Origin of the sequence: Umezawaea sp. Da 62-37 (genome assembly GCF_032460545.1) — a bacterium.
GTDB lineage: Bacteria > Actinomycetota > Actinomycetes > Mycobacteriales > Pseudonocardiaceae > Umezawaea.
In genome coordinates, this window is record NZ_CP135965.1 from 1,373,099 (window position 1) to 1,396,512 (window position 23,414).

Consider the following 23,414-nt stretch of genomic DNA (forward strand, 5'->3'; position numbering starts at 1 on the left):
TCGGTGGTTCAGAAGTCGAAGTCGAGGTCGGGCAGGTCCACCGCGCCCACGGGACGGCGGTCGTGGCCCTCCAGCGGGACGCCCGGATCGGCGAGCACGGCGTCCAGCAGCGCCAGCAGCTCGTCGCGGAACAGTTCCACCGTCGGCCGCCGGAACAGGGTCGTGCTGTACCCCCAGCGCGCGGTGAACCCCTCCGGGGCGTCGTCGACCTGGAGTTCCAGGTCGACGATCGTCCGACCGGTGGCCTCGGGGGTCCAGCGCGGTGCGCCGCCGGGGAAGTCCACCTGGTGCAGTCCGGTGTCCTGCACGGCGAAGAGGGTGTCGAAGAGCGGGTGCCGGGCGTGGTCGCGCGCGCCGAACTCCTGGGCGAGTTCCTCGAACGGGTGGTCCTGGTGGTCCGCGGCGGCTATCGCGTGTTCGGCGGTGTCGCGCAGGTGCGCGCGGAACGACAGGCCTCCCGCGGGTCGCAGCCGCAGGCACAGCGTGTTCACGAACATGCCCTGCACATGCTCCACCCCCGGCAGGTGCCGACCCGACACCGGTGTGCCGACCGTGACGTCGTCGCTGCCGGTGATCCGCGCCAGGAACGCCGCGTAACCGGCCAGCAGCACGTGGAAGGGTGTGCGGCCCTCGGCGCGGGCCAGCTCCCGCACGGCGCGGCTGCGCTCGGCGCCCAGCGGGAACACGAGGTGCGCGCCTTCGGTGCGGCGGACCGGCGGCCTCGGCGCGTCGGTCGGCAGGTCGACGGGTCGTGGTGGAGGGGTGAGCACCCCGGTCCAGAAATCCCGTTGTCCGGCGGCCAGCCGACGCCCTTCGCTCCCGGCCGCCCAGTGCGCGTAGTCGCGGTACCGCAGCCCGACCGGGGCCGGGTCGTCGCCGCGCAACAGCGCGGCCCACTCGGTCATCAGCGACGTCAGCGAGACCCCGTCGGTGATCAGGTGGTGGAAGTCGAGCCGCACCCGCGTCCCGCTCGTGGAGAGCCGCCACAGCGGGGCCCGGTGCGGGTCGAACGGCGTCACCCACCCGGTCGACCACTCGACCGGGAGTTCGTCGTGGACCCGCTGCCACGCGAAGCCGTCGTCGTCCACCACGACGTCGGTGCGCAGGATCTCGTGCCGGGCCACCAGGGTGGCGAAGGCCCGCAGCACGTCGTCGGTGCCGGGCACGTCCAGGACGACCGGTTGGTTGTACTGCGTGCCCTCGGGGTCCTTCACCTGTTCCACGTAGATCCGGCGTTGTTGCGGCGACAACGGGGTGCGGTCGGTGGCGGTGCCGGGACGCGGGCCGACGACGCCCGTGCCTGCCGCGGACCGGACGTGCGCGGCCACCCCGGCGACGGTGGGCGCGGCCAGCACCACCGACACCGGGCACGCCACGCCGAACCGGCTCCGCACGCGAGCCGCGAGCCGGGTGGCCGTGAGCGAACTGGCCCCGAGCCGGTCGAGGCTGTCCCGGACGCCGACCCCGCGCACGCCGAGCACGTCCTCCCACAGTTCGACCAGGGCGCGCTCCACGTCGTCGGAGGGCGCGTCACCGGGAATTCCGGGTTCCACGCCGGGATCGGGCAGCGCGCCGCGGTCCACCTTCCCGTTGGCGGTCAACGGGAGCGCGTGCAGCACCACGACGTAGGAGGGGACCAGGTGCGGCGGCAGCAGTGGCCGCACGGCCTCCCGGACCGCTTCGGGCGCCTGCCCGGTGGCGACGTACGCGCACAGGTAGGCGTCCGAGGACTCCGGCCTGCGGCGCGCCAGCACGACCGCGGCGCGGATCGCCGGGTTCCGCAGCAGCGCGGTCTCGACCTCGCCCGGTTCGACGCGGAAGCCCCGCACCTTGACCTGGTGGTCGGTGCGACCGACGAAGTCGATCTCACCGCCCGGCAGCAGCCGCACCCGGTCACCCGTCCGGTACAGGAACTCGCCCTCCCGGAACGGGTCGGGCACGAACGCGCGCTCGGTCAGCTCGGGCCTGCCGAGGTAGCCCGACGCGATGCCGACGCCGCCGACGTGCAGCTCACCGGGGACACCGACGGGCAACGGCAGGCGGTCGTGGTTCAGCACGCGGGCCACGGTGTTCCGCACCGGCCTTCCGATCGGCACGCTGTCGCCGACGGGCTCGGTCACCACGTGGCAGGTGGAGATCACCGCGTTCTCGGTCGGCCCGTAGGCGTTCACCAGCCGCAGGTCCGGGTTCGCGCGCAGCACGGCCCGCGCCTGCCTGGCGCCCAGCACGTCGCCGCCCACCAGCAGGTCCCGCAAGGGCCGGAACAGCTCCGGGTCCTCGTCGGCGAGCTGGTTGAACAGCGCCGAGGTGAACAGCGCCGTTGTGATCCGCCGCGCGGCCAGTTCCCGCTTCAGCTCCACGGCGTCGACCACGGTCTCCCGGTCGAGCAGGTGCAGGCACCCGCCGCCGAGCAGCGTGCCCCACATCTCCCACACCGACGCGTCGAAGCCGGTCGCGCCGATCTGCGCCGTCCGCGTGGTCTCGTCGAAGCGGACGTGGTCCGCACCCGACACCAGGCGCACGACCCCGCGGTGCGGCACGAGGACGCCCTTGGGATCGCCGGTCGTGCCGGAGGTGTACATCAGGTACGCGGGATCGTCGGGGCCCGACGACGCCGCCGCGAACGACGGCTCGCCCGTCCAGTCGAACTCGTCCAACCCGGCCGCGGTCAGGACCCGGCGGGCGCCGCTGTCGGCGAGCAGGTACTCGACCCGCTCGGCCGGGTACTCCGGGTCGATCGGCAGGTAGGCGCCGCCCGCCTTGAGCACGGCCAGCGCCGCGACCACCAGCGTGGGCTCGCGGGCGAGCAGCAGCGCCACCGGTTCCGCGCGCCGCAGGCCCTCCGTCCGCAACCACGCCGCCAGCAGACCGGCGCGGCGGTCCAGCTCGGCGTAGGTCAACGCGGTGTCGCCGTGCACGACGGCGAGCCGGTCGGGCGCGGCGGCGACCCGCGCGGCGAACAACTGCTCGACGCGCCGGTCCGCCGGGTAGTCCCGCCCGGTGTCGTTCCACTCCAGCACGACGCGGGCGTGTTCCTCCGGCGTCAACGGGTCGACCGACCGGACGGGCGTGTCGGGCCGTTCGGCGAGCACCGACAGGACCCGGCCGAGGTGCCGGGCGTGCCGGGCGACGGCGTCCGCGTCGTGCAGGGCCGGATCGTGGTGCAGCAGCAGTTCCGTCCCGTGCACCGCCACGACGAGTTCGCCGGCGGGTACCGCGTCCACACCGAGCACCACTCGGAGCGGGAGGGCGCGTTCGTCAGTCTCGACCCTCTCGACCGCCGTGCCGACGGGCGCGTCCGGCGTCACCCGCAGCCCCACGGCACCTCGCCGCAGACCGATGACCGGCGTCCGATCACCCGTGTGGTGGTACAGCAGCACCGCCCACGCCACGAGCACCAGGTCCACCAGGTCCGACTCCGACGAACCGTCCGGCGAGAGGACCGCCACCGGCCCGGTGGCGCGCGAACCGGGTGCGGGCAACCAGGGCAGGCTCATCCCCGGCCACCGAGCACCGCGGCCAGAGCGCGCACCGTGGGGTTCACGTACAACTCGCGCATCGGCAACGCGGGCAGGTCCCGTTCCCGCATCGCCGCCGCGATGCGCACGGCGAACAGGGAGTTGCCACCCAGGTGGAAGAAGTTGTCGTCCAAACCGACCTCGGCGCCCAGCACCGATTCCCACACCTCGATCAACGCGGAGGGCAGGTCCCGCGCCACCGCGGTAACCGGCTCCGCCACCCTGCTCGGCACGGACGACGGCTCGGGCAACCGGGCGGTGTCCACCTTGCCGTTCGAGGTGAGCGGCAACGCCGACAGCGCCGTCACCGTCGTCGGCACCATGTAGTCGGGCAGCACACGGGCCGCCCGGACGCGGACCCGCGCCGGGTCGCCGCCGTCCAGCACGACGTAGGCGTCGATCCGCACGCTCGCCGCGTCCAGCGCCGCGTCGCCCCCCACCACGACGGCGGCGGCGAGCACCGCCGGGTCGTCCAGCAGGACGTTGCGGATCTCGTCCAGCTCGATCCGGAACCCGCGCACCTTCACCTGGCTGTCCAGCCGCCCCAGGTGTTCCACCCCGCCGTCCGGCAGCAGCCTGCCCCGGTCGCCGCTGCGGTACATCCGCCCGCCGGTGAACGGATCGGGGACGAAGCGCTCCGCGGTCAACTCGTCGCGGTCGAGGTAGTGCAGCGCCAGGCCCTCGCCACCGACGTGGATCTCGCCCGGCGCACCGCACGGCACCTGCCGCCCGCGCTCGTCGAGGACGTGGACGTACCAGCCGGGGATCGCGCGACCCACCGAGCGGGAGCCCGTCAGCACGTCCCGGCGGGTGACGGTGTGCGCGGTCACGTGCACGGTGGTCTCCGTGATGCCGTACATGTTCACCAGTCGGCACCGCGATTCGGGATAGCGGTCCAACCACGATCGCAGCGCGCCGGTGTCCAGCGCCTCGCCGCCGAACACGACCAGTCGCAGCCCCAAGGGCTCGGGGCGGCGTCGATCAGCCTCGGCGAGCTGCGCGAACGCCGACGGCGTCTGGCTGAGCACCGTGACGTTCTCCACCGCGAGCAGGGCGCGGAACTCCTCTGGGGAGCGGGACACCCAGTAGGGCACCACGACGAGCCGGGCCCCGGTCAGCAGGCTCCCCCAGATCTCCCAGACGGAAAAGTCGAACGCGCTGGAGTGGAACAACGTCCAGGTGTCGTCGACGTCGAGGGAGAAGTCCGACCTGGTGGCGGCAAGCAGGGCGATCACGTTGCGGTGCGGTACGACGACGCCCTTGGGACGACCGGTCGACCCCGACGTGTAGATGACGTACGCGGCGCTGTCGGGTCCGCGCGCGGGCGGGTCCACCGTGCCGTCGTGCTCCGCCAGCGCTTCCGGGGCGATCGCGTTCGCGACACCGTCCACAGTGGTCACGACGACCCGAATGCCCGCGTCCTCGACCGTGTAGGCCAACCGGTCGGCGGGGTGCGCGGGATCCATCGGGACGTAGACGGCGTCCGCCTTCAGCACGGCGATCATGGCCGCCACCAGGTCCGCCGTGCGGTCCAGGCAGATGCCCACCCGGTCCCCCGGCCGGACGCCGTTGGCCCGCAGGCCCACCGCGAACCGGGTCGCCCGCGCGTCCAGTTCGGCGTAGGTCGTCGACACGCCCTCACAGGTGAGCGCGATCGCGTCGGGCCGTTCGGCGGCGCGGGCGGCGAACACGGCGTCGATCCGATCCGGCTGCCACGCCACCGTCGTCTTCGGCCTGCCCAGGGCCGAGAGCCACGCGGACTCCTCGCCGGTCACAAGTTCGAGGTCCGCCGGCATCGATTCCGGCCCGACGGCGCACAACTGCGCGTAGACGTGCGCGACGTGCCGGGCGAACCGGCCCGCCGCCGCGGCGTCGACGTCGCGCAGCCGGTGGCGCACCTCCAGCGTGGTGCCGCCCGCGTCCACGCGCGGCACCAGGGTGAGCGGGAACGGCGCCGTCTGGCACGGCACGTACTCGTCCACGTCGACCTCGGAGGCGGTGCCGAGGACACCGACGAACACGCGGCCACCGCTCTGGGCGGTCAGGTCCTGGTACAACGCCCGGTCGCACCACGGCTGCCGACGCGCAGCCTCACCGAGCAGTTCGACCACGCTCCGCGCACCCGAAGCGTCCACCACGAGCAGAGTGCGCCCCTCGAACGCGCCCAGCGCCCGTGCGGGCCGTTCGGGCAGGCCGGTCACCAGGCCCACGACAGGGAAGTCCTGCCCCGCGTACCGACCGAGCACGAGGGCGCCCGCGACGGCCAGGGTGGCGGGCACATCGGCCGCCTCCCCTACCAGCGCGGTCTCCAGCACCCCCGTTCGATCGCCCGCGGCGCCATCCCCGACGGCCCACTCGGCGGTGCCGCAGTAGTCCGCTGCACGCCACCTCTTCACGGTCGCCGCGTCCGGGCCCTCCCCCTTCAAAGGGGTGACGATCGAGATGCCGCCGGCGGAGACGCGGTCGAGCAGCACGTCCACGAGCAACCGCAAGGACGCCGTGTCCAGCACCGCGCGGTGCGCCACCAGCACCAGGTCGGCGACATCGTCGGCGTACCGCAGCAGCACCGCGCGCACCGGCGCGCCACCGCGGGAGGCAGGGCGGTGCAATTCGGCGCGCACCCTGCGCCGGGCGACCGGCGAGTCGGCGTCGGCCGGCACCTGTTCGTTCCACAGTGGACTTGCCGCGATAGTCTTGAGTCTGCTGGACATCCGTGCGACGTCCACATCAGACAGGCGGACCCGCAACGCGTGTGTGCAATCCGACGGCCGACCGTCCGCCGGTAGCCGAAGATCCGCGGAACGCGGCATTGAATCCCCCTGGGACGATGACGACGAGGTTCGGGTTCAGCGGGCGGTGAAGCCGCCGTCGACCGTGATCACGCTTCCCGTGACCTGCCGCGACTCGTCACCGGCCAGCCACACGGCGGCCGACGCGACGTCCTCCGGCTCGATCAGCGCGTTCATCGGCTGGGCCTGGACGAAGGTCTCCTCGTGCTCGGCGACGTTCACGTCGAGGGAGCGGGCGATCTCCGACAACATGCGACCCTCGACCGAGGCGTCGTCCCGGACCGAACCGGGGCACAACGCGTTGACCCGCACCTTCAGCGGGGCGTAGTCCAGCGCCACCGCCTTGGTCAGGCCGATCAACCCGTGCTTCGCGGCGACGTAGCCCGCGAAGTGCCGGTAGCCGACCAGACCTGCCGTGGACGCGATGTTGATGATGCTCCCGGAGCGCTGCGCGGCCATCAGTCCGCCGATCGCGCGGATCGTCCGCCAGGCGCCGGACAGGTCGACGTCGATCATCAACCGCCACTCGTCCTCGTCGATCTCGTGCACCGCCTTGCCCGACGGCGCCGCGATGCCCGCGTTGTTGACGAGCACGTCGATGCGCCCGAACCGCTCGCGGGCGGTCGCCACCGCGGCCTCGACCGCCGCCAGCACGCGGACGTCGACGTGGTGGGTCTGCACCGCGACACCCCGATCGCGGCAAAGCGCGGCGGTGTGGTCGAGCTGGCTGGCGGAGCCGAGCGGGTAGGGCACGCCCGGCAGGTCGCACGCCACGTCGAGCAGCACGAGATCCGCGCCCTCGCGCGCGAACGCGGTGGCGCACGCACGACCCAACCCCCTGGCCGCACCGGTGATCACCGCGACCTTTCCCGCCAAGCGGGCGCTCACGACGCCCCGAGTTCGACCGCGATGTGCCGGAGCAGGTCGTCCGCGGCGTCGGACAGGTACATGTGACCGCCGTCGAACTCGACACCGGAGAACCCGCCGGTCGTCGCCGCACCCCACTGCGCGATCTGCTCGGCGCTCACCAGCTCGTCGTCACGCCCGCGCAGCGTCGTGATCGGGACCGACAGCGGCTTGTCGGAGCCGGGCCGGTAGTTCTCGTGCATCTCGACGTCGGCCCGCAGCGTCGGAAGCAGCAGTCCGCGCATCTCCGGGTGCTCCAGGGCCGGGTGCGAGTACCCGGCGAAGCGCTGGACCTGCGCGAGGAACCCGTCGTCGTCGAGCCCGGTGGCCCGGCTCGTCCGCGCGCTCCACGGTCCTGGCGAGCCGCTCACGAACACCTTGCCGAGCGACACCCCCGCCACGTCGTCGAGCCGGTGGGCGAGTTCGTAGGCCAGCACCGCACCCATGCTGTGACCGAACAGCGCGACCTGCTCCGCACTCGCGACCTGCTCCACGACCCACGGGAAGATGTCGTCCACGGCCCGTGCCACGTCGGTGCTGGGCTCCTCGACGAACCGCTCCTCACGACCCGCCAACTGCGCCGCGGCGACGCGCAACCCTTCGGGCAACCGCGACTTCCACGAGTCGAAGAACGATGCTCCCGCACCGGCGAAGGGCAGACATATGAGGACCGTCGGCTGCATGGATCGTCTTCCTTCACCTGTAAAGGATGTACCGCTCGAAAATGCGCCCCACCGGACAGGCCCCGTTGAGCCCGCCGCCGATGCAGGCATGATCGTCACTTCGTTGTTTCGGGTCCCCTGGCATCCCGCGGCCGCTTTGCCGCACTCCGAGCGTGACTAGAGGAAAGCATCGGACACCCGGCCCGTCAACAGGCTTAAACGTTATGCGGACTATTGCAACTTCTGATCGACGTCATGTATCTGTGGCCAGTGGTGCCATTTTCGGGTACCGGCTTCCTCCGTTCAGGGCAGTCCTGACCGGGCGTTGGACGTAATATGCGGCTCGCCGTCGAATATTCTAAGCGAGCAGCGTGGTGCGTCCTTCGGCATTTCCACGGTCATACGACTGGCGCCAGTCGGTAACGTGCAAGTCGTGGATGTTGTTGAAGTGCTGGTCTCCGTCCGCAAGTACGACGGCAGTTCGCACTGGCATTATTCGACGGTCCGGCTGGGCGAGGACGAACACGGGGTCTGGCTCGGCGTACGAGCGGGCACCGTCTACGGCAAAGGTACCGAGCAGGCCGTCTACTCCACTCGGGAACCACGGGTCGTGCTCATCCCCCGTGAGGCCTGGTGGACCGCGCTGTTCCAGGCGGCACCCGCGCGGCTGGACGTCTACTGCGATGTGACCACCCAGCCCCGATGGCCGCACCCAGGCGAAGTCACCATGATCGATCTCGATCTGGACGTCTGCCGTACCCGTGACGGAGGGATCGTCTTCATCAACGACGAGGACGAGTTCGCCGTGCACCAAGCCCGTTATTCCTACCCCGCCGACGTCATCGCGCGAGCCACCGCGTCAGCCGACTGGTTGCGGACCGCGCTCACGGCCGATGTGGAGCCGTTCGTGGGCACCTACCGCTTCTGGCTCGCCAAGGTCGCTTAAGCGGGACGACGTCGCCGATCCGCCGGACGTCTGCTGCGTTGCGGTGGACGCGGACAGGGCCCCCACCACGCCCGATCAAGACCAGGCGGCCCGACCGTGACGCGTAGTATGCGATCGTCCGTGCAACGGGTCGCGGACTCGCACTTTGGAGGAGTCCCATGTCGGAGGTGCCAGGTGTGCCTCCGGCGCAACAACTCCTGGTCGGCCTCGCGCGGCTCGGGCAGGCCATCCGCATGGACGCGTGGCGCAACAACGGGCCGCACAACCTTTCACCTCTGCAGGCCGACATCATCGCCTTCCTCGCCGAGGAAGCCGTTCCACGCAGGCAAAGTGACATCGTGGCAGCGCTCGCGTCCACCCCGCCCACCGTTTCCGACGCGGTGAAGGCGTTGCGCGCCAAGGAACTCCTGGAAGGCGTCCGCGACCCGAAGGACGCCAGGGCGATCATCGTGCGCCTGACGCCCGCGGGGGTGGCGGAGGCTCATCGACTGGGTGATGTGTCGCAGGTGATGAGCGAGGCGTTCTCGGCCTTGTCCGAGGAAGACCTCGCCGCGATGCTCCGCGGAACCGCCGCGGTCATGAGGGGATTGCAGGACCGCCACGCGATTCCCGTGTCCCGCATGTGCCTGACCTGTCGGTTCTTCGAGCCGGACGCCCATCCGGAGGACGCGGCTCATCCCCACCACTGCGGATTCGTCGACGCGCCCTTCGGTGACGCGCAGTTGCGGATCACCTGCCCGGATCACCAGAACCGGGACTAGGGGCGCGGAACCCGCGCGTGGACGGCACGAGCGCGGCGGCCGCCGGGGCGGCGAAGCAGACGACGGCGCACACGGCCAGCACCGGTCGCGCTCCGAAGTGGTCGATCGCCGGGGCGATCAGCGCGAGGCCGACGGGCGCCAAGCCGTAGGACAGCAGGAAGTCCAGTGAGGACACCCGCGCCAGCATCCTCGGCTCGACCTCCCGCTGGGTTCCGGTGAACCACGGCACGTTGAACAACTCGATCCCCAGGCCCGCGACGACGTACGCGCCGACCACGACCACCGCGGGCACGGGGAGCAGCAGGCTCAGCGGCGCGAATAGACGCCGAGCCCCGCCAGAGCCATCCACCCCTGCGCGCGCGGTCGCCAGCGGGCCATCAGGACCGCTCCCGCGAGCGCACCGAGGGTGTACGCGGTCAGGGCCGCGGCGAGAACGGCCTCCGTGCCGTACCGGTCGCGGCTCACCAGGGGCAGCGCGACACCGGTGGCGGAGTAACCGGTGGCGATCACCGCGGTCAACGCGCCGAGACCGGCCAGGAACCAGGGATGCCGTCGGGCTTCCCGGAGGCCTTCGACGAAGTCGGCGGTGAAACGGGGACGGGTCGCCACGACCGCCACCCGTGCGACGCCGGCGGGCGGGAGGACGGCGGCGGCCAGCCACAGGATGCCGGTGGCGATCAACAGGGCACGGGTGTCGACGAAGACCGCCAGGATCGCGGTGAGACCGGGGGCCACCAGGGTGGTCACCCGCACGGACAACGTCAGAGCGGCGTTCGCCTGTTGCCTATGGTCCTGGGCGACGACCTCCGCCGTGAGCGCCTGGTACGCGGGTCGGCACGCTCCCTGTCCCGCGCCCGCCACGGCGGCGGCCACCGCCATCACCAGCGTCGAGCGCCCCACGCCCAGCGCGATCACCGGTGACGCGCCCGCGGCGACCAAGCCCGCCCAGAACAGGATGCGACGTCGTGGATGCCGGTCGGCCAGCACGCCGGCCACGGGCACCACGACGAGGAAACCCGCGGTGCGCGCGGCCAGGACCACGCCCCAACTCCACCGCGCTGATCGACCGGTCGAGCACCGCCAAGCCGAGGATGAACGGCAGCGCCCACGTCGCCAGGCCGGACGCGGTCACGCTCGTCCAGAGCCGGAGGAAATCCGGACTTCGCAAGACCGAGGCCGATGGCCGTTCCACTCGCCGCACCGCTCGACTCCTTCCACCCGGTGACGATTGTCGTCGAAGCTCAGGCGCAGTTCCCGTCGACGGCGCAGACGGACGTCGGCGGTGCGGCGTCCTCGACCCGCTCCCGCACGGGTTTCGCCTCGATCAGGCGAGCCACGGCCGCGGCGATCGCCATGTCGTCGACCGCGCCGAGGTGGCGACCCCGGATGACGCCGTCGCGGTCGATCAGCACCGTGGTCGGGGTGCCCCGCATCCCGTAGCGGGCGAAGGTGACGGGGGTGGGGTCGTCGTCCTGGTGGGCGTCGACCCCGACCGGGAAGCCGATCCGGTATTCGTGGAGGAACGCTTCGAGGCTGGTCGGGGTCATGGCGGCGTGGTGTTCGAACACGCTGTGCAGCCCGATCACGGCGACGTCGTCACCGAAGGTCCGCGCCAGCCGCGTGGCCTGCGGCAGTGCTTGGCCGACGCAGCCGGGGCAGAGCATCTGGAAGGCCTCGAGGACGACCACCCGGCCGCGCAGGTCGGCCAGTTCCAGGGGGTCGTTGTTGAACCAGCGGGTGGTCTTCCACGGTGGGGCGAGGGTCTGCCGGGGTGTGGTGATCGTCGTGGTCATGTGCGGGTCCTTCGTGCGGTGCGAGGGTGTTGGTCAGCCGTGCAGGCGGTCGACCTGGTCGTCGAGGTGACCGGTCAGGCGCTTCCGGAGCAGGCCGATCCACGAGGACAGCGGTAGGTCGGCGTGGTCGAGCAGGTGTTGGGCCCACGGTGCGTCCGTGCCAGGGCAGCGGTCGCACGATGCCCGTGGACACGACCACCAACGCTCGCACGTGCCGCTCCTTTCTGGCGTGAGTCCGGACTTGTTGTGCCTGGCTCCATCAGCATGCCACAATACCGGTAGGAGTCCTACCTACTTGGGGTGTTCTCCGTCGAGAGGGGAAGGTCGAGTTCCGCCGTGCACATCCGACCCGGTCGCGTCGCTGCGCGGGGCGCGGCTGCGGGTCACGAAGCAGCGCGTCGCCGTGCTGAAGGTTCTCCCGGGACCCCGCACGCCGATGTGGAGCACGACCACCTGGCGTGTCGCGCCTGCGGTGCGCTCGCCGACGTCGAACGCCACATCCGACCAGCACCCCTGCGGTCCACCCGGACGCAGGGCTACCGCGTCGACGAAGCAGAGGTGACCTACTGGGCTGTGCCCCTCGTGCCTGTCCGGAACAGCCATCACCACCCGATCCGCACCAGCCCAGCGACGAAAGCGCGGTCATGGCATTCGAAGACAACATCGACCCGTTGACCACGGCCGCGGGAGCGCCGGTCGCGGACAACCAGAACAGCGTGACCGCGGGCCCGCGCGGCCCGGTCTTCTTCTTCCGGGATCCGTTGAAGTTCCCCGACCTGGCCCGTGCCGTGAAGCGCGACCCGAGGACGAACCTGCGCGACCCGGAGAACAACTGGGGTTTCTGGACGAACCTGCCGGAAGCGCTGCACCAGGTGACCATCGTGATGAGCGACCGCGGAATCCCCCGGTCCTACCGCCACATGCACGGCTTCGGGTCGCACACCTTCAGCCTGGTCAACGGCACCGGTGAGCGCCACTGGGTGAAGTTCCACTTCCGCACCCGGCAGGGGGATCGAGGCCCTCACGGACGAACAGGCGGGTCACCTCATCGGCCGGGACCACGAATCCCACCAGCGCGACCTCTGCGACGCCATCGAACGCGGCGACTTCCCGAAGTGGACGCTGCACGTGCAGGTCATGCCCGAGGCCGACGCCGAGCACTACCGCTTCCACCCGTTCGACCTGACAACTTCGGCCGCTGGGTCGAACAACCCGCGTTCGCCGACCCCGCCCAGGCCGTCGGCGGCACCGCGGACCGGTTCGACTTCCGCCAGGACGACGACAACTAGTTCGAGCAGCCCGGCGACCTCTTCCGATCCATGACCGGGCAACAGCAACAGGTCCTGTTCGACAACACCGCCCGCTCCATCAACGGCGCACAGAAGGAGACCGTCGAGCAGCACATCGCGAACTGCGGCCAGGCCGACCCCGCCTACGGTACGGGTGTGCGCAAGGCGTGCGAGGCGATCGGGGCGCTCTGACCGCGGCCGAACGCGGTCGTCAGACGGCAGCCGGTTCGTGCTCGGGGCAATCGGTCCGCAACTCCGCGAGCGGCAACGGTATCCGCAGCAGGTTGCAGTGGTGCGGCGCGGCCGGGTCCGCGTGGGCGTCGGGGCTGAAGAACCGGCACGTGGTGCACATCCGCACCACGCTCACCACGCCTCGGCGGTGCAGATCCGCGATGAGGTGCAGCAGGCTGTCCAATGTGGTGGCCCGATCCTCCACCGGCAATTTCGCCAACGCCGTCAGCAGCGGCTCGTCCCACGTCATCAGTTCACGGGCGACTTCCTCGCCGCGGCCGGTCAGGGTGAGCAACCTTCGGCGACCGTCGGAACTGGGTGACCGGGTCAGCAGTTCCTTGCGCTCCAACGAACCGACCGCGTCCGACATCGTGGGCGTGGTGACGTCGAACTCCGCGGCGAGCGCGTTGACCTCCCGGCGAACCGTCGGCCGCCGGAACAGCGCCAGCACAGCCTGTTGCTGCAACGGGGACAAGCCCTGCGCGCGGGCACTGCGCTGGGCCAGGGAACGCAGACCGTGCCCCAGCCGTTCGACGGCGTCGGCCAACCGTCGATCCAGGTCGGTCGCGCCCGTCGTCGTGTCGCCCGTCATCGAACCCCTCAGGTAGGACTCCTCAAACACTTCCATCGTACGCATCGCGGTCCAGATCCTCGTTTCCGGCAAGGGAATCACCTGATCGTGGTGCGTACATTTGTTGCGCCTAAAGGAAATCCCCCTCTGACCGACCGCTGTGACGTGGCGCACGAGCCCTTGCAGGCCCCGCTCGGATCCTTATAGTTGGCACTGCCAAACAAAATGAATCACCGGAAGGAAACCCCATGCCTCGCCTCACCGTCGTCGACCCCACCACCGCCGAACCCCAGGCCCGCGCACTGCTCGGCAAGGTCGAACGCGCCCTCGGCGTCACCCCGAACATGATGAAGGCGATGGCCAGCTCACCCGCCGTGCTCGATGCCTACCTGTCCTTCAGCGGCGCGCTGTCCAAGGGAAAGCTGCCCTCCGCGGTCCAGGAGCAGATCGCCCTCGTCACCGCCGTCGCCAACGAGTGCGGCTACTGCCTCGCGGCACACACCGTCCTCGGCGCCAAGGCAGGGGTCAGCGAAGAGGACCTCGTCTCGGGCCGTCACGCCCGCGCCACCGATCCGAAGGTCGAAGCCGCCCTGAAGTTCACCCTCGCCGTCATCTCCGCCAAGGGCTTCGTCAGCGACGACGACCTCGCCGACGTCCGCGCCGCGGGCTACGACGACGGCGAGATCGGCGAGATCGTCGCCGCCGTCGCCCTCAACACCTTCACCAACTACTTCAACTCCGTCGGCGAAACCCAGCTCGACTTCCCCGCGATCGAGTTCACCGCGCAGTGACCGAACACAGCTCGATCCGAGTAAGACCACATCTCATTTGGGGTTGTTGTGAGTGAGCAGGTCCAGCTTGATGGCTCGGCGGTAGCAGATCACCGCGCAGGCCAGCTGTACGAATGCCAGGAAGTGGGCGGCCTTGCGTTCGTAGCGGCGTGCCAGCCGTCGGAACCGAGAAACCCACTCCAGAGTCCGTTCGATGACGTAGCGGTGGCGGCCCAGCTTCTTGGACGACTCGATGCCCTGCGGGCGATCCGGGCGATGATCCCCCGCCGCCGCAGGGCCTTTCGGCAGGCCGGATAGTCGTAGCCTTTGTCCGCGTGCAGCTTGCGTGGCCTGCGACGAGGCCTGCCCGCGGGCCCCTTGACCGGGGCCACGGCATCGACGACGGCTTCCAGTTCCAGGTGGTCGTTGCGGTTGGCCGCGGAGATGCCCACGGCCAGTGGGAGGCCGCCGCGTTCGCTGACCGCGTGGATCTTGGAGCCGGGTTTTCCCCGGTCGACCGGACTGGGCCCGGTCAGATCCCCCCTTTGACCGCGCGGACGTGCATGCCGTCCACCGACGCACGGGACCAGTCGATCGACCCGGCAACGCCGAGCAGATCCAGCATCGCTTGGTGCAGCCGGGCGAACACGTCCGCTTCGACCCACTCGGTGAACCGGCGATGCGCGGTCGGGCAACTGACCCCGAACGACGAGGGCAGCGCCGACCAGGCACATCCGGTCTGCAACACATACAGGATCGCAGCCAGCACTACACGATCGTCCAGGCGCCGCCGACCTCCGCACTGGTGGCGTTGCGGCGCATCAGGCAGTAACGGCCGCGCCAACAGCCACAACGACTCCGGACACCACTTCTCCACATCATTCATCGTCGATCAACGATATCGCCCACCTGGCAACAACCCCAAACGAGATGCGGTCTAAGGACAACAAGGTGACACGATCCGGCAGGTTGTCCCTTGCCCGCCCCAGTCGTCGACTCGTCGCCGTGGCGGCAGCCATCACGCTGACAGTCGTAGCGGTGCCCGCCATCGCAGCGGTGGCAGGTACCGAGGACCACGAGCACTCCGCGCAGGCCCACTCCCACGGCGGGATCACCTCGGAGCGCGGCAACGTCGAGACCGCCGCTTTCGACCTGGTGAAGACGACCGTCCAGCGCAAGGGCAACAGATTGGTGTTCACCGAACAGGTGCGGGGTCGCGCGGGATCGGTGAAGCCGACGCTGACCGGTCAGTTCGCCGGCAGTTCGGTGCTCAGCTACGTGTGGCCGCTGTCGCTCAACCCCAACACGATCGGGTTCACCAAGGACAGCGGAGTCCTGGCCCTGGCGGCCACCAGCCACCCCGACTTCGACGACACCCCGCTCTACGACGAGAACCACAACGGCGTCAAGAACGACGACGGCGGCCTGTGGCACTCGCACTGGGTCGTGCTGGTGCCCGACACCACCCGTCCCGACGGCGCGCTCAAGGTCCGCGACATCCTTCCCGACGAGAAGCCCGACCTCCCAAGACGTGGCCGGGAGTTCCGCTCTACCTCGACAGCCCGCCCTACTCCACCCAACTCGACGGGCACACCGTCAGGATCGAGGTACCCGCCGAAGACCTCGGGTTCCCGTCGACCTTCTCCTACGACGGGGTGACCGCCGCACTCAAGATCAACGGCGACCTGCACGATCCCCTGCTGCGCGTCGAGAACGTCTTCGACATCGCATCGGGAAACCTTTCCCTGCCCGGCAAGGTGGGTCGCTGACTTCCCATCCGGACAACGGTCGCCGCGCCAGCACCGCGCGGCGACCGTTCCACCGCACTGCTGGATGGCACGGCAGTGCCCCTCCCGCAGTGGGAACGCGGTCACCTGAAGAGCGCCGGTCCGGTCAGCAAGGACAAGAGGTCGCCGTAGTCACCCAATCGAACGGCATTCGTGTACTGCCCGCCGATCCCGACGCTCGCTTCGCCACCAACCGCGGGCCCAACCGAGGCGCTCCAGTTGTTGCTGCCGTCCGCGCTCACGCCGACAGACCCTTCAACACCGACTCCGACGACTCCTGACGCACCGGTGACCACACTGGGACCGTTCAGGTTCTCGATGGTCGCGGAGGACGACTGGACGGTCGCGCTGGCGCTGAGACCGAGGCCTGCCTCGACGCCGAGGGTTTCCTGGTAGGTGGCACCGAAGCCCGTGCTGTCGAGAACGAGGCAGCCACCGTTCTTGCCCGAGGCCATGAAGGTCGCGGACCCGTTGACGCACAATCCCCACGACTGGGGCGGTCGGTTCCGGCTTTCCGCTTCGCGGCGCAGCCGATCCTGGTGCTCCTGTTGAGTGCGATCAGCTTCGGCTCGCTTCCGGAGATCCTGCTGAACGAATTCCCTGTATCCCAGGCCGTCTGCCTTCGCCTTGGCTTCCTCGGCCAGCCGACGGTTCCGCTCCTGCTCGGCCGGTGGCGCGGTGCGACTCCGGTCGCGCACACCGGCGAGGCGGTCGGCCTCGTCCCGCGCCTGATCAGCCTGCCGCCGCAACCCGCTGCCGGACGCGCCACCCTGCTGGGACGCCGCGTAAGCGCTGCGACCCGGTGCCGTGCGCTCCAGCACGCCATCAGTCCGGGCAGGCTTGACCACCCTGCTGGTCTGACGGTGCAGGTCGAACTGACGCTCGGTCTGGGCCTGCCGCTCCGCCGCCGCCTCCGCAAGCCGCAACGACTGCGGCAGTTCTCCAGACCCCCTGCCCGGTCGGGAGATCGGAGGCCGCGGCGCGTCCGGTACCGGCTTGAGCAACGGGTACCGCCCGGCTTCACCCTGCCGCGCGCTCTTGGCGAGTTGGGCGTGGAGGTGGTCGTCGAAGACCTTGCCTTCCAGGCCCTTGGCCTTCGCGTCGGCCTCGGTAGCCAGCCTGCGGTTCTGCTCCTGTTCGAACAGTGACGTGGTGCGACTCCGGTCGCGCACACCGGCGAGGCGGTCGGCCTCGTCCCGCGCCTGACCAGCCTGCCGTCGCAGCCCCGTACCCGGCGCGCCACCTTGCTGGGACGCCGCGTAAGCACTACGACCCGGTGCCGTGCGCTCCAGCACGCCATCAGTCCGGGCAGGCTTGACCACCCTGCTGGTCTGACGGTGCAGATCGAACTGACGCTCGGTCTCGGCCTGCCGCTCCGCCGCCGCCTCCGCAAGCCGCAACGACTGCGGCAATTCTTTAGGCCGAGCCTGCCGCTCCTGCACACCCTCTGTGGGAACACCGTGCTTCACCTCGGTGGCGCGCAACCCCACGGGCGAGGGTTTCGGAGGCGTCTTGGGGTTGGCACGCTCGATCCTGGCCCGCGCCTCGTCTGCGCGGCGCTTCTCGTTCGACGGCGCGGGGGCAGGCTGCTGGGCTACCCGCGTGGTCCCCTTCTGCTTCTGCGCGATCTTCTTCTCTTCGGTCCCGTGTGCGGGTGAAGGTTTGCGAGCTGCGGCCTTCTGCTTCTGCGCGATCTTCTTCTCCTCGGTCCCGTGCGCGGGCGACGGTTTGGGAGCCGGCTTCGGCTTCGGAGCCGTCTGAGGCTTGGGAGCAGCAGCTTTCTGCTTCCGTGCGATCTTCTTCTCTTCCGTCCCGTGCGCGGGCGACGGCTTAGGAGCCAGCTGAGGCTTGGCAGGCGACGGAGGCTTAGGTGCAGCGGCCTTCTGCTTCCTCGCGATCTTCTTCTCCTCCGTCCCATGCGCGGGCGACGGCTTGGGAACCGGCTTCGGCTTCGGAGCCGTCTGAGGCTTGGCAGGCACCGGAGGCTTGGGGGCAGCAGCCTTCTGCTTCCGCACCACCTTCTTCTCCTCAATGCCGTGCGCGGGCGAAGGTTTACGGGCCGCAGCCTTCTGCTTTTGCGCGATCTTCTTCTCCTCCGTCCCGTGCGCGGGTGAAGGTGCGGGTTTGGGCGGAGGTGGCGGTGCCGCTTCCGCCTGGCTGGTTCCGGCGAAGGTGAACAGCGCTGACAGCGCTCCTCCTGACAGGGTGTACAAGACCGTTCTGGCGGTTCTGTTCATCCCACCAGGGTCGGACTCCTCGGTATAGCGGCGATACATCGACGCAGCCCCGAACGCACGAGCGATCCGCAGGTGTCGGACGGCGGCTTGAGCAGGTCGAGGTTGGCCAACAGGCAGCGCAGGTCGCGGTCTATGCGTTCTGCACCGCACGCGCGAGCGGTGTTCATCGATCGCGCGTTGTACGCCCCCCAGATCGTGAACCGATGATCCGGGCCGTGCCGAGGCGGCCGGGCTGCCCGAGGATCTGCGGTCCCCTACCAAGCCCGCATGGAAGGGACAAGGTCCAGCGCCGCACCTCGTAGTGCTTCGCCAGCACGAAAACGGGGCCCGCACCGGCGGCGTTCAGACCTCGACGAGCAGCCTTCGGCCGGCGTTCAACCGTGAGGTTCACGTGGTGGGTGGATGGTCGGTGTGTCGTGCTCGGGCGGGTCGGCGGTTGACGTAGGCGGCCAGGCCGCCGAGTTCCTCGTCGGCGATGAACACCGACCGCACGGTGACCATGGCCTCTTCGACGTGGCTGTGGCAGCCCCAGGCCGAGTCGCCCCAGGAGTCGGCGACCTTGAGTTCGGCCGGTGCGGTGCACCCATCGGCGCCGCCGAGTTGACAGTGCTCGGGGTGTGGTGCGGCGGCCTGCGAGGCTGCGGCGGCCTGTATCCGGTCGGCCAGTTCCGCGGCGGCGGTGGCGCGCTGCTCGGCCTCGGCGCGCAGTTCCCGCTCCGTGCTCACCACCTCGGCCAGTGCGGCACGGGCGGCTTCGGCGCGGGTTTCCGCGTCTCGTCGTGCCTGCTCGTCGTGGTGGCGTTCGATGGCCAGGGCCGCAGTGCCGGCGAAGACACGAGCGAGGGCCAGGTCGGAGTCCTGCGGGACGCGCGGGGCCCGGTGGTACATGGCGAAGGTGCCCAGTAGTCCCCCGTCGCGGGCCAGGATCGGGGTGGACCAGCAGGCGGCCAGACCGGCTTGGTCGGCCAGGTCGCGGAAGTCGTCCCAGAACGGGTCGGTGGCGATGTCGGTGACGACGACCGGTTCCCGCCGGTGGGCGGCCGTGCCGCAGGAGCCGACGCCCTCGCCGGTGGCGATCCCGTCGATGGCCTGGTTGTAGAAGTCGGGCAGGCTGGGGCCGGCCCCGTGGCGCAGGTGCAGGCCGTCGGGCTCCGCCAGCAACACGGACACCAGCACTTCCTGCGGCGCCAGGTTCTCGATGCAGCGGGCCATCCCGTCGAGGACCTCGCCAAGGGGTGCCTGCCGGGCGATCTGCTCGAGCAGGGCACGGTGTTCGGCCATCAACCGCCGGGCGTGCTTGACCTGGGTGATCTCGACGCCGATCATCCGGACCCCGGTGACCGCGCCCTCGGGGCCGCGCCGCGGCTCATAGGTGAAGTCGAAGAACGCCTCCCGCGCCTGCGCACCGGTACCGAGCACGGCTCGCACATCACGGCCGATGTAGGACTCACCGGTGCGGTGGACCTCGTCGAGCAGGGCGATGAAGCCCTGGTCGGCCAATTCGGGCATCACCTCGACGAGCGGGACACCGGTACGCGCCCGGTCCTCGCCGATCGTGGCGAAGAACGCCGGGTTCGCCGACTCCACCACGTGCGCAGGCCCCACCAGCGAGGCGAACGTGACGGTGGACTGCCCGAACAGAACTCGCAGGTCATCCTCCTCCACCTGCCCGGCAGCCGAGGGCTGCGCTGCGGAGGGGTGCTGGCCTGGTGCCGCCATCATGGTGTGATCCGTTCCTCTTCTCGTTTGTGGGGTCCACCGTAATACCGGGACGGCGACTTGGCGGGTGATGACTCACCAGGCGTCACCTTCGTGGTGTGCCACGAAGGTGAGCTTTGTTCATGGGCGAAGACTCCGGCAGGCAGCGGACCGCAGCTCACCGTCCACGCTTTGAGCAAGGCCGAACGAATCCACGAGGGAGCCGAGCGTGTAACTACCGAGCCCAGGAAGCAGGTAGCGGCGAGCCGACCGCCGCGATCACCCGACCGCCACCACCTTCTCGATCCCCTCCACCCCATGCCCGAACTCGACCCTGAACACCTCACTCCCCAACGCCGACTCCACCGCAGCGCTGATGCGCTCGACATCCCCTCGCTCCCCCACGGGCAACGGCTTGCCGCGGGTCTCCGCAGCCGCACCCAGCAATCTGGCCGCCCGCCTGTGGTCGCCCGCCAGCGCGTGCGCCCCGGCCAACCCCTCCATCGCCAGCGCCAGCGCCCGCGGGTCCCCGGCCGCCCGCGCCGCCCGATACCCCTCCGCCTGCCGGGCCAGCGCCAACTCCGCGTCGCCGCGCTGCTCGGCCACGAACCCGAGTTCGGCCATGATCAGCGCCACGCCCAGCTCGCCGTCGACCGTCCGGCACCATTCCAACCACGCCGTCAAGTGCTCCTCGGCTTTGTCCAACCGGCCCTGCCGTCGGGCGCCGAGGCCCAGCCCGACCTCGGCGAACTGCACTCCCCGCAGGTGCGACTGGTCCGAGGCCAGCCGCATCGCCTGCCAGTGCAGTCCTTCGGCCTGCTCGTAGTCCCCTCGCAGCAACGCGATGCGGCCCAGCCCCGAGAGTTCGTAGGACATCTCGATCCACAGCCCCAGTTCCTCGGCGCCGCGCAACGCCTCCAGGTGCAGCCGTTCCGCCTCGTCGTAGTCGCCGTCGATCTCCGCCAACGAGCTGAGCACGTCCGACGCCTTCACCTGCCCCCACCGGTCACCGAGCGAGCGGAACACCTCGGCGCTGCGCTCCCCGTGCCGTCGCGCGTCCCCGAGCGAGCCGCGGGGCCGGGCCTGCGCGGCGAGGGTGCCCAGCGCGGCGGCGACACCCCAGCGGTCACCAACGGCAGTGAACCCGGCCAACGCCCGACCCGCCAGGTCGGCCAGCGCGTCCAGGTCACCCGACCCGATCAGCACGTGGCTGAGGAACCACTGGGCGCGCGCCAGCCCTGCCGGGTCGTCGATGCCCTCGAACGCGGCCAGCGCCTTCGCCGCCCGCTCGGCCAGGCCTCCGCCTTCGCCGATCAGCGCCGCGAACCCCACCAGCCACGCCGTCGCGCGAGCCCGCTGCCGCTCGTCGCCCCCGACGACGGACAACGCCGTGCTCAACGACCGTTGCCCTTCGCGCAGCCTGCCGCGCAGGAACCAGTACCACGCCTGGGCGTTGACCAGCCGCAGCGCGACGTCCGCGTCACCGTCGCGCACCGCGTGGTCCAGCGCGGTCCGCAGGTTCGGCCCATCCGCGGTCAACCTCCTCAGCCACGCCTGTTGCTCGCCGCCACGCAATCGGCTGTCGGCCCGTTCCGCCAGGTCGGTGTAGTAGTCGAGGTGCGCGCGCCGCAACGCGTCGAGTTCCCCGCTCTTCCGCAGCCGTTCGAGGCAGTACGCGGCCACGGATTCCAGCAGCCGGTACCGGGGACCGGGCAGCACGACCACCAGCGACCGGCCCACCAGGCGCACCACCTGGTCGACCACGTCGTCGCCCCCGCACACGCGCTCGGCGGCCTCCAGCGAGCAGCTCTCGGTGTGCACGGCAAGTCCGCTCAACACTGCGCGCTCGCCCTCCGACAGCAGCTCCCAGCTCCAGTCGATCACCGCGCGGAGCGTGCGCTGCCGAGCGGGCGCGTCGCGGTGCCCGGTCGCGAGCAGCCGGAACCTGTCGTCGAGCCGGTCCAGCAGCTCGTGCACGCCGAGCGCGCGCACCCTGGTGGCGGCCATCTCCAGGGCCAGCGGAATCCCGTCCAGACGGCGGCAGATCGCGGCGACCGCCTCCAGGTTGTCGAACGTCAGCGTGAACCCCGGCGCCGCGGCGGCGGCGCGCGCGACGAACAGTTGGACGGCGCTGAACTCCGGCGGGTGCCCGATCCCGTCGGGCACCTCCAACGGCGGCACCGGCCAGAGCTGTTCGCCCGCGAGTCCCAGCGGCTCCTGGCTGGTGGCCAGCACGCGCAGGCCCGGCGCCGCCGCCAACAGCCATGCGGCGAACTGCGCGACCGGGCCGACCAGCCGCTCGCAGTTGTCCAACACAAGCAGCATCCGCTTGCTCCGCAACGCTTCCACGATCGTGCCGGTGTCCTCACGGAGGCCAAGCGCCGCCGCGACGACCTCGTCGACCGGGGCGTCGACCAGACCCGCGAACTCGACCAGCCAGGTGCCGTCGCGCGCCACGGCCTGCCGGGCGGTCTCCACCGCCAGCCGCGTCTTGCCGACCCCGCCGGGACCGGTGAGCGTGACCAGCCGGTGCTTCCCGACGAGGCCGCCCACCTCGACGACGGCCTCGTCCCGGCCGATCAGGTCGCTGACCGGCGCGGGCAGGTTGGACAACGGCCGCGGGGGCGCGGCTTCGAGGTTGTGCTCCAGGATCGCCTGGTGCACCGCCGCCAACTCCGGACCGGGTTCCACGCCCAGTTCGTCGGCCAGTCGCTGCCTCAGCGCGCGGTAGCCCGCGAGCGCGTCGGTCTGCCTGCCGGACCAGTAGAGCGCCCGCATCCGGGCCGCGTGCAACCGCTCGCGCAGCGGATGCCGTTCGGTCAGGTCGTTCAGCTCGCCGATCACCTCGGCGTGTTCGCCCAGGTCGATCCGCGCCTCGACGAGGCCCTCCAGCGCGCCGAGGCGTTCCTCCTCCCACTGCGCGACGACCGCCGTCGCGAACGGTTCGTCCGCGAAGTCCGCCAACGCGGGCCCGCGCCACAGCGCGAGCGCCTCCGACCACAGCGCCACCCGCCGTCGGGGGTCATCGGCGTTCGCCGCCCGCGCCGCCAAGGCCCGGAACCGCGTCACGTCGACCTCGTCCGGCTCGACCCGCAGCAGGTACCCCGGCGCCTGCCGCACCACGAGCCGTCGCGCGCCCGGCTCGCCGTCCTCCAACATCCTCCGGAGCTGGGAGACCTTGGTCTGCACCGAGTTCGACGGCGAGGCAGGCGGGCGGTCGCCCCACAGGTCCTCGACGAGCCGGTCCACCGACACCGGCCTGCCGACCTCGATCAACAGGACGGCGAGCAGCGCGCGCACCTTGACCTCGGACACCCGCACCGGGTGCCCGTCGGTGGTCCACGCGGCCAGCGGCCCCAGCACTCCGAATCGCACAAGGAGGAAGGTATCCGCGGCCACCGACAAAAACGGAGCCGTGCGAAAACCGTCAGAACACCGTGCGAACCCCACCCGACA

General features: G+C 70.6%; 13 protein-coding genes and 3 pseudogenes. 5 read left to right on the forward strand and 11 right to left on the reverse strand.

The annotated features are described in order from the left end of the window. Positions 1-8: 8 nt before the first annotated feature. From RM788_RS05695 to RM788_RS05710, 4 genes are all read right to left on the reverse strand, one after another. Positions 9-3,497, reverse strand: a complete 3,489-nt coding sequence (locus RM788_RS05695; protein ID WP_315930444.1) for a non-ribosomal peptide synthetase — start codon at positions 3,495-3,497, stop codon at positions 9-11. After that, on the reverse strand, positions 3,494-6,178 hold the full coding sequence (locus RM788_RS05700; RefSeq protein WP_315930445.1) for an amino acid adenylation domain-containing protein: 2,685 nt from the start codon (positions 6,176-6,178) through the stop codon (positions 3,494-3,496). The genes RM788_RS05695 and RM788_RS05700 overlap by 4 nt, the downstream gene beginning before the upstream one ends. Before the next feature lie 186 nt (positions 6,179-6,364). Beyond that, on the reverse strand, positions 6,365-7,195 hold the full coding sequence (locus tag RM788_RS05705; protein ID WP_315930446.1) for an SDR family oxidoreductase: 831 nt from the start codon (positions 7,193-7,195) through the stop codon (positions 6,365-6,367). Next, positions 7,192-7,896, reverse strand: coding sequence for a thioesterase II family protein (locus tag RM788_RS05710; protein WP_315930447.1), 705 nt, complete (start codon positions 7,894-7,896; stop codon positions 7,192-7,194). Before RM788_RS05710 ends, RM788_RS05705 begins: the two co-directional genes overlap by 4 nt. 412 nt (positions 7,897-8,308) lie before the next feature. Here RM788_RS05710 and RM788_RS05715 point away from each other — a divergent pair, with 412 nt between their 5' ends. Then, complete coding sequence (locus tag RM788_RS05715; protein WP_315930448.1) at positions 8,309-8,821, forward strand: DUF402 domain-containing protein; 513 nt, start codon at positions 8,309-8,311, stop codon at positions 8,819-8,821. A gap of 233 nt (positions 8,822-9,054) precedes the next feature. After that, positions 9,055-9,582 (forward strand): MarR family winged helix-turn-helix transcriptional regulator, encoded by a 528-nt coding sequence (locus RM788_RS05720; RefSeq protein WP_315930449.1) that lies wholly within the window; start codon positions 9,055-9,057, stop codon positions 9,580-9,582. Here the strand turns inward: RM788_RS05720 and RM788_RS05725 are convergent. Together RM788_RS05725 and RM788_RS05730 are read right to left on the reverse strand one after the other, a co-directional pair. Further along, positions 9,551-10,750, reverse strand: a pseudogene (locus RM788_RS05725) (MFS transporter). The gene RM788_RS05720 and the pseudogene RM788_RS05725 sit on opposite strands and share 32 nt — an antisense overlap. Positions 10,751-10,823: 73 nt before the next feature. Further along, positions 10,824-11,375, reverse strand: a complete 552-nt coding sequence (locus tag RM788_RS05730; RefSeq protein WP_315930450.1) for a peroxiredoxin family protein — start codon at positions 11,373-11,375, stop codon at positions 10,824-10,826. Between the two features lie 725 nt (positions 11,376-12,100). Between RM788_RS05730 and RM788_RS52910 the strand changes: the two are divergent. Continuing rightward, positions 12,101-12,856, forward strand: a pseudogene (locus RM788_RS52910) (catalase); the annotation flags it as partial. A 19-nt stretch (positions 12,857-12,875) separates the two neighbouring features. Here RM788_RS52910 and RM788_RS05750 read toward each other — a convergent pair. Beyond that, positions 12,876-13,523, reverse strand: a complete 648-nt coding sequence (locus RM788_RS05750) for a MarR family winged helix-turn-helix transcriptional regulator (protein ID WP_315930451.1) — start codon at positions 13,521-13,523, stop codon at positions 12,876-12,878. 191 nt (positions 13,524-13,714) lie between these two features. Between RM788_RS05750 and RM788_RS05755 the strand changes: the two genes are divergently transcribed. Continuing rightward, on the forward strand, positions 13,715-14,257 hold the full coding sequence (locus RM788_RS05755; protein ID WP_315930452.1) for a carboxymuconolactone decarboxylase family protein: 543 nt from the start codon (positions 13,715-13,717) through the stop codon (positions 14,255-14,257). Between the two features lie 33 nt (positions 14,258-14,290). On the opposite strand, the pseudogene RM788_RS05760 reads toward RM788_RS05755, so the two are convergent. Continuing rightward, a pseudogene (locus tag RM788_RS05760) lies at positions 14,291-15,122 on the reverse strand (IS5 family transposase). Positions 15,123-15,274: 152 nt separating this feature from the next. Here RM788_RS05760 and RM788_RS05765 point away from each other — a divergent pair. Beyond that, complete coding sequence (locus tag RM788_RS05765) at positions 15,275-15,895, forward strand: hypothetical protein (RefSeq protein WP_315930453.1); 621 nt, start codon at positions 15,275-15,277, stop codon at positions 15,893-15,895. Positions 15,896-16,106: 211 nt separating this feature from the next. Here RM788_RS05765 and RM788_RS05770 read toward each other — a convergent pair whose 3' ends face one another. From RM788_RS05770 to RM788_RS05780, 3 genes are all read right to left on the reverse strand, one after another. Then, on the reverse strand, positions 16,107-18,260 hold the full coding sequence (locus RM788_RS05770; RefSeq protein ID WP_315930454.1) for a hypothetical protein: 2,154 nt from the start codon (positions 18,258-18,260) through the stop codon (positions 16,107-16,109). Positions 18,261-18,647: 387 nt separating this feature from the next. Next, positions 18,648-19,982, reverse strand: coding sequence for a GAF domain-containing protein (locus RM788_RS05775; RefSeq protein WP_315930455.1), 1,335 nt, complete (start codon positions 19,980-19,982; stop codon positions 18,648-18,650). Between the two features lie 255 nt (positions 19,983-20,237). Continuing rightward, on the reverse strand, positions 20,238-23,333 hold the full coding sequence (locus RM788_RS05780) for an AfsR/SARP family transcriptional regulator (protein ID WP_315930456.1): 3,096 nt from the start codon (positions 23,331-23,333) through the stop codon (positions 20,238-20,240). Positions 23,334-23,414 lie beyond the last annotated feature (81 nt).

Excerpts from the sequence above, each read along its gene's own strand:
- RM788_RS05755 (WP_315930452.1), top strand. The coding sequence starts at position 13,715 with ATGCCTCGCCTCACCGTCGTCGACCCCACCACCGCCGAACCCCAGGCC.
- RM788_RS05775 (WP_315930455.1), bottom strand. The coding sequence starts at position 19,982 with ATGATGGCGGCACCAGGCCAGCACCCCTCCGCAGCGCAGCCCTCGGCT.
- RM788_RS05730 (WP_315930450.1), bottom strand. The coding sequence starts at position 11,375 with ATGACCACGACGATCACCACACCCCGGCAGACCCTCGCCCCACCGTGG.
- RM788_RS05695 (WP_315930444.1), bottom strand. The coding sequence starts at position 3,497 with ATGAGCCTGCCCTGGTTGCCCGCACCCGGTTCGCGCGCCACCGGGCCG.
- RM788_RS05710 (WP_315930447.1), bottom strand. The coding sequence starts at position 7,896 with ATGCAGCCGACGGTCCTCATATGTCTGCCCTTCGCCGGTGCGGGAGCA.
- RM788_RS05770 (WP_315930454.1), bottom strand. The coding sequence starts at position 18,260 with ATGAACAGAACCGCCAGAACGGTCTTGTACACCCTGTCAGGAGGAGCG.
- RM788_RS05720 (WP_315930449.1), top strand. The coding sequence starts at position 9,055 with ATGGACGCGTGGCGCAACAACGGGCCGCACAACCTTTCACCTCTGCAG.
- RM788_RS05750 (WP_315930451.1), bottom strand. The coding sequence starts at position 13,523 with ATGGAAGTGTTTGAGGAGTCCTACCTGAGGGGTTCGATGACGGGCGAC.